The following is a 15,435-nucleotide window of genomic DNA, read 5'->3' on the forward strand; positions in this document are numbered from 1 at the left end:
TTGCCGTATTTACCCGATAGTAATTCCTTAGTTAAATCAATAAATCCAAAATTGTTAACCTAAAAAGAAATTTTTATGGTAAAGAAAACTATTTTTTTACACTTAAAGAAAAGACTTAAGCTTTTTTGCATTATAAACGTCTTTTTTATGATTCCATTTTCTTCATTCGGTACTAATTCTATTAGTTGGAATTCCGAAGAAGATCTATTCTCAGTACAGTATGAGAATGCTACAGTTAAAGATATCTTAGATTATATCGAAAAACATAGTAAGTATATTTTTATTTACTCTGCCAATGTTCAGAAAAATCTGAATAATAAAGTCTCCATTTCAGTTTCCAATAAGAAAATAGATGCTGTATTAAAAGAGTTGTTCTCAGAGATAGGACTGAATTATAAGATGTCGGGAAGACAAATCACTATTTCTGTACCGGATGCTCCTAAAATACAGCAAACTACACAACAAAAGGGTATTAAGGTAACAGGTAACGTTTCAGATGAAAAAGGTGAGCCTTTGATTGGTGTAACAATCATTCTGAAAAATGATTCTACAGTACATGCATTGACAGACATGAATGGTAATTATAGTATTACTGTTCCTGAAAGAAAGTCTGTGCTTTCTTTCCGTTATATTGGTTTTGTTCCTAAAGAAGAGGTGGTTAATAACCGGAAGGTTGTTAATGTACAAATGGTAGAAGATGTTGGTCAATTAGATGAGGTTGTAGTGGTGGCCTATGGCGCACAAAAGAAAGAGTCTGTTGTTGGTTCTATCACGACGATTGAACCTGCTAAGTTAAAAGTTTCTACAACTCGTTCAATAAGTAATAATCTGGCTGGTACAGTTGCCGGTGTATTAGCTGTGCAACGTTCTGGTGAACCGGGATATGATAACTCTTCTTTCTGGATTCGTGGTATTAGTACATTCCAGGATGCTGGACAAAACCCATTGGTTTTGATTGATGGTATAGAACGTGATTTGAATAATATTGATCCTGAAGAGATAGAATCTTTTTCAGTATTGAAAGATGCTGCTGCGAGTGCTGTTTATGGAGTGCGGGGAGCTAATGGTGTTATTTTAATTAATACGAAGCGTGGACAAGTTGGTAAACCTCGTGTGACTGTAAAGGCTGAATTTGCAGCTACACAGCCTGTTAAACTTCCTGAGTATTTAGGCGCAGCAGATTATATGCAGGTCTTGGATGATATTTTGATAGATACAGGGCAACAAGCTAAGTATACGGATCGTATTGCAAAAACTCGTGCAGGTTACGATCCTGATTTATATCCAGACGTGAATTGGATGGATGCAATTGCAAATGATTATGCTTCGAATCAGCGTGTAACAGTAGATATTTCTGGTGGTACAGAGACATTACGTTATTCTTTTGTTGCTGCTGCGTATAATGAACGTGGTATTTTGAAACGTGATAAAAGCTATGATTGGGATCCTACTATTAAATTGCAGCGTTATAACGTGCGTTCTAATGTGGATTTGAAATTGAGTCCTACTACGCAATTACGTTTTAATATTGGTGGATATTTGCAAGATAGAAATTCTACTACGAAAGATATATCTCAAATTTTCCAGAAAGCGTTCGTTGCTGTTCCTCATGCTTTTCCTGCACAGTATTCCAGTGGTCAAATACCGACAACAGAGGAGCCAAACGTTTGGGCATGGGCTACTCAAAGTGGATATAAAAGAAGAAGCGACAGTAAGATTGAAACACTGTTTTCGGTAGAACAAGATTTGAAATTCTTCCTTCCCGGATTGAAAGTAAAAGGAACATTCTCATTTGACAGGTTTTCTTCGGGTACTGTTTCTCGTGGAAAGACGCCAGATTACTATGTACCTGCTACAGGACGTGATGATGAAGGTAACTTGATTATAGCATCAAAATCCAATGGCACTAATTTCTTGGATTATTCAAAAAGCGGTGACTATGGAAATAAGAGTGTATATATGGAGGCTACTTTGTCTTATGACCGTACATTCGCTGATAAACATTCCGTTGCTGCAATGCTATTGTTTAATCGTCGTAATTATGATGATGGAAGTAAGTTGCCATACCGTAATCAAGGGTTGGCAGGACGTGCGTCTTATACCTATGCAGGCAAATATGTAGGTGAATTTAATTTTGGCTATAATGGTTCTGAAAATTTTGCCAAAGGCAAACGTTATGGCTTTTTCCCTTCAGGAGCAATTGGTTGGATTGTATCGGAAGAGGCATTTATGCAACCATTGCGTAAGGTCATATCTAAATTGAAATTACGTGCGTCTTATGGTCAGGTAGGTAATGCTAATTTAGGTGGACGCCGATTTGCATACCTTTCTACAATTACCGATGACTATGATACATTAAACATGTATAAATGGGGATTGGATAGCAGCTATGGCTTGACTGGTATGGCTGAAGGTGAGTTTGCAGTACAAGATTTGACATGGGAGATTGTTAATAAGATGAATTTGGGGGTTGAGCTAGGCTTTCTAAATGGTATGATTGATTTGCAATTAGATTATTTCGATGAACGTCGTAAAGATATATTTATGCCACGTGAGTCTGTTCCGATGACAGCTGGATTTATGAAGCAGCCTTGGAAGAATTTTGGAAAAGTGACTAATCAGGGTGTAGAGGTTTCTTTAAATGTTAATAAACAGTTTGGCAAAGACTTATTTGTCAGCTTAATGGGAACATTTACCTATGCTCATAATGAAATAACAGAAAAGGATGAACCTAGTGCAGTGGTTGGTACTAACCGTGCTGAAACAGGACATCCGGTAGGACAATTAACAGGCTATATAGCAGAAGGTTTATTTACAGAAGACGATTTTGAAGATGTAAGTACAGGTAAACTGAAAAAAGGAATTCCGACTCAAAGTTTTGTAAGTAAATTACGTCCGGGAGATATCAGATACAGGGATGTCAATGGTGATGGTAAAGTGGACGTATTTGATAAATCTCCAATTGGAGGAACAAAAGATCCGGAGATAGTATATGGCTTTGGACTGAATATGAAATATAAGAATTTAGATTTTGGGGCTCTCTTTCAAGGGATAGGTCGTAGTTGGAATATATTAGGATCAAGTATTATTCCGGGTGCTAATAGAGGAGTAACAGGCAATATGTTTACTAATGCAAATGATCGTTGGACTGTAGACAACCCAAGTCAGAATGTATTTTATCCGCGTTTGGATGATGGTATAAATAGTAATAATAACCAACCATCTACATGGTGGCTGCGGAATATGAGTTTCTTACGTTTAAAAAACATTGAACTCGGTTACTCTTTACCAAAGAGTTTGTGGAGAAATACTACAGTTATATCAGGCATTCGTCTTTTCGTGAGAGGAACAAATCTTTTGACATTCTCAAAATTTGATTTGTGGGATCCGGAAGTCGAAAATACTACAGGGGCTGCGTACCCAATTATGAAATCGTTATCTGCAGGTTTTGAAATTAAATTCTAATAATAGCGCATATGAAAAATAGCATATTAAAATTTATAGTACTAAGTATTATTACGACATTTGCTTTTTCTTCTTGTTCTGATTATCTGGATAAGCAACCAGATGACCAGTTGGACTTAGAATCAGTATTTGAGAATAAAAAGAATATGGAACGTTGGCTGGCATATATTTATCGCGGCCTACCTGAATATTATACTTATGATGGTCCCGATGCCATAGCTGATGAACTGATTCCTTCGGTTGGTTGGGAAGCGCAGGGATTTAAAGCCATTCAATATCAAAAAGGTAACTGGACAGCAGACAATCCCGGGGTAATTACTTATTGGAATACTTATCCAAAATATATCCGTTCTGCTTATTTGTTTATTAAACATGCTCACCCATTGGAGGCTGTACCGGCTGAAGAAGTAGACTTTATGAAAGCTGAATGCCGTTTCTTTATAGCTTATTATAATTCTATGATGGCTATAGCTTATGGTTCAGTTCCTATTATTCGCGAGGCTAGTGAAAGTACTTCGGCTGATGATCTGATGTTGAAACAAGAGCCGTTTTATAATGTAATTGATTGGGCAGATCAAGAAATGTTAGAAGCTTCAAAACAATTGCCTGCAACTCAAACTGAAGATAAGAAATATGGCCGTGTGACTTCTGTTGGATGCTTGGCAATGCGTGCACGTATGTTATTGTTTGCTGCAAGTGATTTGGTGAATGGTAATCCCGCATTGGCGAATATAAAAAATATCGATGGAACTCCTATTTTTAATTCTGCACATGATCCGGAACGTTGGAAAAGGGCAGTGGATGCTTGTAAACTGGTTATAGATGAGGCAGAAGCAGCTGGCTATCATTTGCATTATGAATATTTGGATAACGGTGATATTGATCCTTTTCTTTCTTATCAGAATGCAGTCATGAAGAGATGGAATGAAGCCAATAGAGAATTACTGTTTGTCCGTACAATGGATTCTGGTGGATGGTATGATAAAAACTGTATTCCACGTGGTTTGGGTATTAATGGAGTGGGAGCGATCGGAATAACTCAATCTTTGGTTGATGCTTTTTTTATGAGAAACGGTCAAAGACCTATTCTAGGCTATAATTCGGATGGCTCTCCTAAAATTAACCCTGACGCTAATTATTCAGAGGCAGGCTTTAGTACGCAAAAAGAGACTTATTCTACAAAATGGCAGTATGGTTCCTCGGAAGGAGATCGTAATAAAGATGAAAATGTAGTTGTAGATGCCAATACATATAAAATGTATTGTGACCGGGAACCTCGTTTTTACATTTCAGTATTGCATAATGAACAATGGCATATTGGTGGTAAGAGAAATACTGATTTTTATATGGATGGTAAAGATGGTGGTCCTTCTCATGACGCTCCATGGAGTGGTTATCTGGTACGTAAGAGGGTGGACCCATCTGCAAACCCTAAAGAAGGCAGTGGAGATTACAAGAATCGCCATGGTGCATTATGTCGTTTAGCAGAGGTATATTTAAGTTATGCTGAGGCGTTAAATGAATATAGCATTGAGAAAGGTACTTATACTGCTAATCAAAAAGAGATTCTGAGATATGTCAATTTGATTCGTGAGCGTGCAGGTATTCCCGAATATAGTGTTTCGGCTGAAGAAGGTAAGATAACAGCTCCATCAGATCCCGTAGAAATGCGTGAGTTAATTCGTCAAGAAAGACGCGTGGAGTTAAATTGTGAATCAGGACTTCGTTTCAATGATCTGCGTCGCTGGAAATTAGCCGAGAATGTATTGGATGGTGATTTTTATGGCATGAATGCTTATATTAAAGTATCCGATGCAGACTATAGAAATAAATATTATACTCGTACTGTATATCAGACACGTAAGTTTATAAGTTATTGGTGGCCTATTCCACAGGATGATATTGATAAGAATTGGAATTTGGTACAAACTCCTGACTGGACGGTCGGGAACCAATAAATAGTTATAATATTAATATATTGAATATAGATATGAAAAACGGATATATATTTAAGAAGAACCTTTTATGGTTCTTCTTCCTGACACTTGCTTCGTGTTTCATGGTAGCATGCAATGATGATGACGATGCTACTAACTTGCTCGATGATCGTACAAGTTTAGTTCTTACTCCTTCTGATTATGAAATAGAACTTAAAGAAGATACTCCGGATGAGGTTGCATTGACGTTAAACTGGACGGAAGCTGATCCAATAGGCACTGACTATTATATTTCCTATCTTTATAAAATGGATCTGGAAAATAACAGTTTTGGAACAAACACAATGATAAGGGAGTATATTGATGATGATTTTTCTAAAAGTTATACTCATAAAGAATTGCAGAATTTATTGGTATCAAAGTGGAAACAGCATCCAGGTGATTTAGTAAAGTTACAAGCTCGTATTATCGGTTCTGTAGAAGGGCCTAAGTTTGTAAAACCCGAAGTCTCTACAGTTACTATAAAAGTAAAGATGTATTCTGAAAAGACTTTTGTTGCAGATCATCTTTACATGTCAGGAACAGCTGTTAATGGCGAAGATATTGAAATCTTGCCAATGGAAAGTCAACCGAAGCGTTATGTTTCCATTTGTGACTTGAAGGCAGGTAATCTTCATTTCCCGATTGTTTGGAAAGATGAGAATAGGATTAATGCCATTTCACCAGTTGCTGCAGAACAACAGGTTACCGACGGAGCAATGGAAGCTAAAATTAAGGGGATAGATAATGCTGGATATTGGGTTATTCCTGAAGATGGACAGTATCGTGTAGTGGTAGATTTTGAAGCACGTACTGTTACTATAGGTTTGGCTAGCAATTTTATAGAAGCTGATAAGATTTATATTGCTGGAACTTGTGTGAGTGAAGATGTGGAGATGACTCGCACTATAGAGGATGAAAATCAGTATGCGTTCCATGCAGAACTGCAAGAAGGTACTATTTATTTCCCAATCTTGTTTAATGGACAGAAAGATATGGCTATTGCTCCGGAAGAATCGGGAGATTTTACCGATGGTACAGCAATGAATATCTCAACAATGAGCCCGGAAGCAGCTGCACTTGCTTATCATTGGAATATTAAGACTGCAGGTGTTTATCGTATTGTGATTAATATAAATACTAAGAAAATTACCATTTACTCCCCCGAAACAGATCCTAAACCAATGGTTGTTACGTGGACATGGAACAATAATACGGTGACTACTACTATTGAAAGAGTCTTTATTTGGGGACCATACGATGGATGGGCTAAAGATGGCACTGGTGATACAGGATTCACGATGGCTCATTCTATGGCACCTAGTTTGGCAAATCCTTATTTGTTTATATACAAAGGGGAGGAGTTACCCAGAAAGAATTCCATTAAAGATAAAGATGGAAATGCACATCCGGGTGGATTGAATTTTAAAGTTGGACCGCAAAGTGCCGGTTGCTATACCTTTGGCTCAACAGCAGATGCCATCAGAGGATCTTATGATGGTTGTCTTGATATTGCAGAGAGTGACTACAATCAAAAGCAGACTGTAGTCGGAGGTCAAGCTAACAATCGCTATGCATTCTTTAGTGTACCTGTAGGAGTTAATTACATAGAATTAAATATTAAAGAACTGACAGTATTCTTTGATAAGAGATAATCAAACAGGATAAAATTAAGAGTGCTATATCAATCTTGTGATTTTTATATGGATAAAGAGAACAATGATATAGCACTCTTTAAAAATCAATTAGTAGTATGGTTGTAAGAAAGATTAGTTATTATAGGGTAATTGTGTCTCTCTGTCTGTTTGTATTCCTTTTATCTCCCGCTTTTGGAGACGAGAATTCAGCCATTTCATTAGATAAGGAACTATCAGAGAATAGTATAGTTACTATTCAACCTGATTCTATGCGTATTCTCCATAACCCACTTACAGGATGGGTGCTCTATGCAAGTATGGGAGTGGATGCTGCGGATTTTTGGGCACAGTATGACCATATATATATTCCTGAACTGGGACACAATGTTAGCGTGACAGATTATGCTCATACGCTTTATATTCGTGCTAGCTGGACAGATTTTAATCCACAGGAAGATGTATATGGTTGGAAAATTGATTCTAATTTAAGAGCATATATTGAAGGAGCTTATCAGCGAAATATGCGTTTGGCATTTCGTGTTGTTGTTGATAGTCGTGACAAGAGAACAGAATTTACTCCTCAATTTGTAAAAGATGCCGGTGCAAAAGGGTTTATGAATAAAGGTAAATGGTCACCTTATTCTGACGATCCTGTTTTTCAGAAGTACTATACTAAATTTGTTAAAGCCTTAGCTGCAGATTTCAATAATCCTTCGAGGGTTGAATTTATAGATGGATTTGGGCTTGGGAAATGGGGGGAATATCATACAATGATTTATTCGACAGGTGATGATACCCCAAAGAAAGCAGTTTTCGATTGGGTTACAGATATATACTCTCAAGCTTTTGATAAAGTTCCAGTGGTAATTAACTACCATAGATGGATTGGTGCAGGAAAAGATTGGGTAGATGATGAACATTTTGCTGCTGACAGTGAAGAAATGTTGGAAAAAGCAATCAAGAAAGGATATTCATTACGCCATGATGCATTTGGTATGACAACCTATTATGGCAGTTGGGAGCGTAGGTTTGCAAAAAAATACCGTAATATATGCCCCATTATTATGGAAGGTGGTTGGATTGTCAAATCACATAGTTATTGGCAGGATCCTAGAGGATATCGCAAGAATTCAGACGAGGACGTAAGACGCGGTGAGTTTGACGACAGCAAAGAGGCACATGTCAATATGATGGACTTTCGTTTTGGCGATACAGAGTCTTGGTTTAAAGATGCTTTTGATTTAGTGCGTCGATTCCTTCGGGAAGGCGGGTATAGGCTCTATCCTAGTGAAATATCTTTGCCGTTAGAAGTTTCTGAAAAAGCAACTCCGACTATTAAACATTGCTGGAACAATCTGGGATGGGGGTATTGTCCTACTAATATTCCGCAATGGAATCAAAAATATAAAGTAGCTTTTGCTTTGCTTGATTCTGAAACGAATGAAGTGCGATACACATTTGTAGATATGAATACAGATTTATCCAAGTGGATAAAAGGGAGTCCCACCGAATATGTATTTAAACCTAATATGTCCAAAGTTGAGAAAGGTACTTATGTTTGGGCTGTGGGCTTAGTTGACCGGAGTAATAAAGAACTCATAGGGCTGGATATTGCCGCAAAAGGTGATATATTGAATTCGGGGTGGTTAAAATTGTCGAAAGTAAGCATAAATAAATAAGAGCTATAGGTATGAAGATCAATTTTCAAAATATGTACAGTTTGAGAAAAATAAGTTGTGGGCTTATTTTTTCTATGGCTATATCATTAGTCGCTTGCGGCAGTGATAATGATGAAGGAGGCGATGATAATGGTGATGATGGTTTGGTAGAAGATACTTCTATTCCAGGGAACAGCATTATCACTGTAAAGCAGAATCGAAATATCATTTTGCATAATCCTCTTTCCGGTTGGGTATTATATGCGGGTATTGGTGATGGTTTATCTTCCACATTTTGGCAGGATTATGATAATTTCCCATCATCAGAAGGTACTGTAAAGGTTTCTGATTATGCAAATACCTTATACCTTCGTGGTGCTTGGGCTGATTTTAATCCTGAAGAAGGAAAATATGCATGGAATTCCGATTGTGATACTCCTTCGGCTAAGCGACTGAAGATGTTGATAGAGGGGGCTAAACAAAGAAATATGAAATTGGCCTTCACTTTTGTGGTGGATAGTCGTGATAAGCACTATAATTTTACTCCGAATTTTGTAAAAGAAGCTGGCGCGAAAGGGTATGAAACACAAACAGGTTCAGTAAAAGTATGGTCTCCCTATCCGGACGATCCTATTTTCCAGAAATATTATGAAAAATTCATTAGGGCTTTGGCTAAGGATTTTAATGATCCCGATAAAGTTCAATTTGTAAGTGGTTCAGGATTTGGAAAATGGGGAGAATATCATAGTGTATGGTACTATCAGGTACGTGAGTTGGGTAAGCCGGAGCTGCCGACTCGTGAGGCTGTTTTTGATTGGGTTACCGATTTATATTCTCAAGTATTTGATAAGGTTCCTGTGTTTGTAAATTATCATCGTTGGATAGGTACAAGTAAAGAATGGGATGGCAATAATTATGATAAGGATACTGAAAGGTTAATAGGAAAAGCAGTAGCTAAAGGATATTCATTACGCCACGATGCATTTGGTATGAAAACTTATTATTCTACCTGGGAACGCAATTTTATAGCTAAGTGGAAGTATCTGGTTCCTGTAGTAATGGAAGGTGGCTGGGTGAAAACCTCTCATGGAAACTCGATTCAGGGAGATGGATATGCTAATTATGCGGAAGTACGTCAAGGTGAGTTTGATGAGGCTAAAATAGCCTGCGTCAATATGATGGATTTACGCTATAATTCAGACTTGCATAATGGAGAAACTTATTCATGGTTTAATGAAGCTTTTCAATTAGTTAAACAATTCTGCACAGAAGGAAGCTATCGCTTATTTCCTGATAGAATTTCTTTGCCTACAACTGTCTCTAATGGTAAACAGATTGAAATAGCGCACCGTTGGAATAATTTTGGTTGGGGATATTGTCCGACAAATATTCCCCAGTGGAAGAATAAGTATAAAGTAGCTTTTACTTTATTGGATACCAAAAATGATAAGCCTATGTATGTATTTGTCGATGGGGAGCCGGAAGCTTGTGATTGGGTGAAAGGTACGGCTAAATCATATACGTTTACAACCCAGGTTGAAGGAGTGAAGGCAGGTAAATACATGTGGGCTGTTGGTATTGTTGATACGACAAAACAGAATGAAATTGGGATTCACCTTGCTGTGAAGAACAATGTAACATCCGACGGATGGTTGAAATTATTTGAAGTTACCGTTCGGTAAATCATAATCAATAGGTACGAGATACATTAATTATTGGAAATTGAAATCAAGTAATCTTGGTTTACTTGATTGGTGAGGGCTTTCCAGGCTTAGTTGGGCTGTTGGCAGGTCATAGTTCTCTGGCTCGTTGGGGATATATATCCAAGGTGCTAGCCATATATATGCAACATATTGGATCTATATATCCAGCATGTTGGGCATATATGTCCAATAAATAGATTCTAAGTGGTTGGTACTTAGTTAAATGATAAGTGCATTGAATGGCTGGAATAAGTATCTGCTTACGTATTGCTTGATATACATTTGAAAAATAGAAATAATAACTAATCGACGAAAACATAGATGAGAAAAAAAGTTTTGATTTGGGGAATGTGCCTATTGGGAGTCACACATTCTCTTTCGTCAAAAGATAAAAATAGTATTCCTTTATACAAGGATGCCAAAGCTCCAATTGAAAAACGTATTGATGATCTGATATCGCGTATGACATTGGAGGAAAAGGTTTTGCAGCTAAACCAATATACATTGGGACGAAATAACAATGTGAATAATGTTGGAGAAGAAGTAAAAAAAGTACCGTCAGAAATTGGTTCTTTGATTTACTTTGATATAAATCCCGAGTTGCGTAATAGTATGCAGAAAAAAGCGATGGAAGAATCTCGTTTGGGTATTCCTATCATTTTTGGCTACGATGCTATTCATGGATTTCGTACTATATACCCTATTTCGTTGGGGCAGGCCTGTTCCTGGAATCCGGGATTGGTAGAACAAGCATGTGCGGTATCCGCACAAGAAGCCCGTATGTCCGGGGTTGATTGGACTTTTTCTCCAATGATCGACGTGGCACGTGATTCTCGATGGGGACGTGTAGCTGAAGGATATGGTGAAGACCCTTATACAAATGGAGTGTTTGCTGCAGCTTCGGTGCGTGGGTATCAGGGAGATGATATGTCAGCAGAGAATCGTATAGCTGCTTGTCTGAAACACTATATTGGCTATGGTGCTTCGGAGGCTGGGCGAGATTATGTTTATACAGAAATTTCAGCTCAAACTCTTTGGGATACTTATCTACTGCCCTATGAGATGGGAGTGAAAGCAGGTGCAGCAACATTGATGAGCTCTTTCAATGACATCAGCGGAGTTCCTGGGTCAGCTAATCATTACACAATGACTGCGATATTGAAAGAACGTTGGAAACATGATGGCTTCATTGTGTCTGACTGGGGAGCTGTGGAGCAGTTAAAGAATCAGGGATTAGCCGCTACAAAGAAAGACGCTGCTTGGTATGCTTTTAATGCGGGGCTTGAAATGGATATGATGTCTCATGCCTACGATCGTCATCTGAAAGAGCTTGTAGAGGAGGGTAAGGTAACAATGGCACAAGTTGACGAATCAGTCCGTCGAGTATTGCGTGTAAAATTCCGTCTTGGTTTGTTTGAACGTCCTTATACTCCGGTTACCAATGAGAAGGATCGTTTTTTCCGTCCGCAAAGTATGGCTGTTGCCGCTCAACTGGCAGCAGAATCAATGGTGCTGTTGAAAAATGACAATCAGATATTACCTCTTACAAACAAAAAAAGAATTGCCGTAGTAGGTCCAATGGCCAAAAATGGTTGGGACTTATTGGGTTCCTGGTGTGGACATGGAAAAGATACGGATGTGGAAATGCTCTATGATGGGTTGACTGCCGAGTTTGGAGGAGAAGCCGAATTACGTTATGCAATGGGGTGTAAACCGCAGGGTAATGACCGTTCAGGTTTTGCTGGAGCATTGGACGTTGTTCGTTGGTCTGATGTAGTAATTGTTTGTTTGGGTGAGATGCTTACCTGGAGTGGTGAGAATGCTTCTCGTTCTACGATTGCTTTGCCGCAGATTCAGGAAGAATTAGTAAAAGAACTAAAGGAGGCTGGTAAACCTATTATATTGGTGCTTTCTAATGGACGCCCCTTGGAGTTAAATCGCATGGAACCTCTTTGTGATGCTATATTGGAGATATGGCAACCGGGAATAAATGGTGCGCGTTCAATGGCAGGAATTTTATCCGGGCGTATTAATCCTTCGGGAAAACTGGCCATTACTTTTCCGTACTCAACAGGGCAAATTCCTATTTATTACAATCGTCGTAAAAGTGGGCGTTGGCATCAGGGATTTTATAAAGATATTACTAGCGATCCATTTTATTCATTTGGGCATGGTTTGAGTTATACAGAGTTTCAGTATGGTGTTGTTACTCCTTCAAGCACAACTGTGAAACGTGGTGAAAAGCTTTCGGTAGAAGTGACGGTAACCAATGTGGGAAAACGTGACGGTGCTGAAACAGTACATTGGTTCATCTCTGACCCTTATTGTTCAATTACTCGTCCGGTGAAGGAATTGAAGCATTTCGAAAAACAATTTATCAAAGTTGGTGAAACAAGAACTTTCCGTTTTGATGTTGATCTGGAGCGGGACTTGGGGTTTGTTGATGGAAATGGAAAACGTTTTTTGGAAGCAGGAGAATATAATATTTGGGTACAGGATCAGAAAGTAAAAATAGAATTGATAGACTAACAATATTTGAAATGAGAAAGATAATAACAACTATTGGCTTGTGCTTGTTGATGATGAATACGCTTGTTGTAGCACAAGAGATAACGTCAGAAGTGGAGCAACGCGCTAGGGAGATTGTGTCAAGAATGACTTTGCAAGAGAAAATAGAGTATATCTCCGGATATACAAGTTTTTCCCTGCGTGCAATTCCCCGTTTGGGAATACCTGAAATCAAATTGGCTGACGGACCGCAGGGAATCCGCAATCATGCACCGAAGAGCACTCTTTATCCGTCCGGTATCCTTTCCGCTTCTACTTGGAACCGGGAATTGCTCTATAAATTAGGGCAAGGCTTAGGTCAGGATGCCAAGGCAAGAGGAGTTAATATCCTGCTTGGACCCGGAGTGAATATCTATCGTGCTCCGTTGTGCGGACGAAACTTTGAATACTTCGGTGAAGACCCTTATTTAACAGGCGAGACTGCCAAACAATATATCCTGGGCGTGCAATCGGAAGGAGTCATTGCCACCATCAAGCACTTTGCCGCCAACAATCAGGAATGGAGCCGTCATCATGCCAGTTCGGACATAGACGAGCGTACTTTGCATGAAATTTATTTTCCGGCTTTCCGCAAGGCCATACAGGAAGCGAATGTGGGTGCCGTAATGAACAGCTACAATCTTCTGAACGGCGTTCATGCCACTGAACATAAATGGCTGAATATTGATGTCTTGCGCAATCTTTGGGGCTTCAAAGGTATTCTGATGTCGGACTGGACTTCCGTATATTCTGCTGTCGGAGCGGCTAACGCCGGACTTGACCTCGAAATGCCCAAAGGGCGTTTCATGAATGCCGATAACCTTATCCCCGCCATTAAAACCGGTACGGTGACCGAAGAAACCATCAATCTGAAAGTACAACATATCCTGCAGACATTGATTGCTTATGGTATGCTGGATAAGGAACAGAAAGACAGTCGTATTCCGTTGGATAATCCTTTTTCCCGTCAGACTGCTTTAGAACTGGCACGCGAGGGGGTAGTATTGTTGAAGAATGAAGATAACCTGCTCCCGTTAAAAGGAAAAACAGCCGTAATGGGACCTAATGCAAATTTGATTCCTACCGGTGGCGGCAGTGGTTTTGTCACTCCTTTTTCTACCGTCACAGTGGCTCAAGGCTTGAAAGATTTGAAGAAAAAGAATCTGGTGCTATTGACGGATGATGTGATTTATGAAGATATTGTCCATGAGTTTTATACTGATGCAAATCGTCAGGTGAAAGGTTTCAAGGCTGAATACTTCAAGAATAAGACGCTTTCGGGGCAACCGGAAGTTGTACGTACGGAGTCTTCTGTTGATTATGACTGGGGATATGGTGCCCCGTTGGACGGTTTTCCGACAGATGGCTTTTCAGTCTGTTGGACGGCCTGCTATGTTCCACAAACAGACGGTCAGTTGAAACTCCACATAGGTGGTGATGACGGTTATCGCTTGTTTGTGAACGACAAGCACATTACAGGTGACTGGGGAAATCATTCTTACTCCAGCCGTGAAGTTGAACTTCCGGTTGAGGCAGGTAAGGAATACCGTTTCCGAATTGAATTCTTTGATAATATATCTTCGGCAATCATCCGTTTCAACGCTTATAGCCTTAATGAGGCGAAACTTCGTCAAGGACTTGCTAAAGTGGACAATGTAGTTTTCTGCACAGGCTTCAACAGTAACACGGAAGGCGAGGGCTTTGACCGTCCGTTTGCTTTGCTTCGCTATCAGGAATTGTTTATCAAAAAGATTGCCTCCATGCATCCAAATGTCGTGGTTGTGCTGAACGCCGGTGGCGGTGTGGATTTCACCAACTGGCATGATGCCACAAAAGCTATTCTTATGGCCTGGTATCCGGGACAGGAAGGTGGACAGGCGATAGCTGAAATCCTGACCGGCAAGATTTCTCCAAGCGGAAAGCTACCGATTTCTATCGAAAAGAAATGGGAAGATAATCCGGTGCACGGTAGTTATTACGAGAACTTGAAGGCAGAGATTAAACGTGTAGATTATTCCGAGGGTGTCTTTGTCGGTTATCGTGGATACGACCGTTCGGGAAAAGAACCTTTCTATCCGTTTGGCTACGGATTGTCCTATACCACTTTTGCTTATAGCAATATGGTTGCGGAGAAAACGGGTGAACATCAGGTTACAGTTAGCTTTGATATAGAGAATACAGGTAAGATGGACGCCTCGGAAGTGGCGCAGGTGTATGTGCATGATGTACAGTCCTCTGTACCCCGTCCTCTGAAAGAACTGAAAGGATATGAAAAGGTATTCTTGAAGAAAGGTGAGAAGAAGCGGGTTTCTGTAGTGTTGAATGAGGATGCATTCTCTTTTTACGATATGAATCAGCATCGGTTTGTAGTGGAAAAAGGAGACTTTGAGATTCTTGCTGGTCCTGCTTCCAGTCAATTGCCTTTAAAGACTACGGTTAAGCTGTAATG

General features: G+C 39.3%; 7 protein-coding genes. All 7 read left to right on the plus strand.

Annotated elements, in window-relative coordinates:
* The first annotated feature begins 75 nt into the window (after positions 1-75).
* A complete protein-coding gene (locus tag DXB58_RS02120; protein ID WP_122135766.1) occupies positions 76-3,465 on the plus strand; it encodes a TonB-dependent receptor in 3,390 nt (1,129 codons plus the stop codon).
* An 11-nt stretch (positions 3,466-3,476) separates the two neighbouring features.
* Positions 3,477-5,423 (plus strand): RagB/SusD family nutrient uptake outer membrane protein, encoded by a 1,947-nt coding sequence (locus tag DXB58_RS02125; RefSeq protein ID WP_122135767.1) that lies wholly within the window; start codon positions 3,477-3,479, stop codon positions 5,421-5,423.
* A 32-nt stretch (positions 5,424-5,455) separates the two neighbouring features.
* Positions 5,456-7,096 (plus strand): SusE domain-containing protein, encoded by a 1,641-nt coding sequence (locus DXB58_RS02130; protein WP_122135830.1) that lies wholly within the window; start codon positions 5,456-5,458, stop codon positions 7,094-7,096.
* A 98-nt stretch (positions 7,097-7,194) separates the two neighbouring features.
* Positions 7,195-8,757 carry a hypothetical protein gene (locus DXB58_RS02135; protein ID WP_009001073.1) on the plus strand — a complete coding sequence of 521 codons (1,563 nt, stop codon included), beginning with the start codon at positions 7,195-7,197 and terminating at the stop codon, positions 8,755-8,757.
* An 11-nt stretch (positions 8,758-8,768) separates the two neighbouring features.
* Entirely contained in the window at positions 8,769-10,418 is a 1,650-nt protein-coding gene (locus DXB58_RS02140; protein ID WP_122135768.1) for a DUF4832 domain-containing protein, read from the plus strand.
* A gap of 342 nt (positions 10,419-10,760) precedes the next feature.
* A complete protein-coding gene (locus tag DXB58_RS02145) occupies positions 10,761-12,968 on the plus strand; it encodes a glycoside hydrolase family 3 N-terminal domain-containing protein (protein ID WP_122135769.1) in 2,208 nt (735 codons plus the stop codon).
* Positions 12,969-12,979: 11 nt separating this feature from the next.
* Positions 12,980-15,433, plus strand: a complete 2,454-nt coding sequence (locus DXB58_RS02150) for a glycoside hydrolase family 3 protein (RefSeq protein ID WP_122135770.1) — start codon at positions 12,980-12,982, stop codon at positions 15,431-15,433.
* Positions 15,434-15,435: the final 2 nt, after the last annotated feature.

The organism is Bacteroides sp. OM05-10AA (assembly GCF_003439055.1).
Classification (GTDB): domain Bacteria; phylum Bacteroidota; class Bacteroidia; order Bacteroidales; family Bacteroidaceae; genus Bacteroides; species Bacteroides intestinigallinarum.

Coding starts and splice junctions, on each gene's coding strand:
- DXB58_RS02120 (WP_122135766.1), top strand. CDS start 76: ATGGTAAAGAAAACTATTTTTTTACACTTAAAGAAAAGACTTAAGCTT.
- DXB58_RS02125 (WP_122135767.1), top strand. CDS start 3,477: ATGAAAAATAGCATATTAAAATTTATAGTACTAAGTATTATTACGACA.
- DXB58_RS02130 (WP_122135830.1), top strand. CDS start 5,456: ATGAAAAACGGATATATATTTAAGAAGAACCTTTTATGGTTCTTCTTC.
- DXB58_RS02135 (WP_009001073.1), top strand. CDS start 7,195: ATGGTTGTAAGAAAGATTAGTTATTATAGGGTAATTGTGTCTCTCTGT.
- DXB58_RS02140 (WP_122135768.1), top strand. CDS start 8,769: ATGAAGATCAATTTTCAAAATATGTACAGTTTGAGAAAAATAAGTTGT.
- DXB58_RS02145 (WP_122135769.1), top strand. CDS start 10,761: ATGAGAAAAAAAGTTTTGATTTGGGGAATGTGCCTATTGGGAGTCACA.
- DXB58_RS02150 (WP_122135770.1), top strand. CDS start 12,980: ATGAGAAAGATAATAACAACTATTGGCTTGTGCTTGTTGATGATGAAT.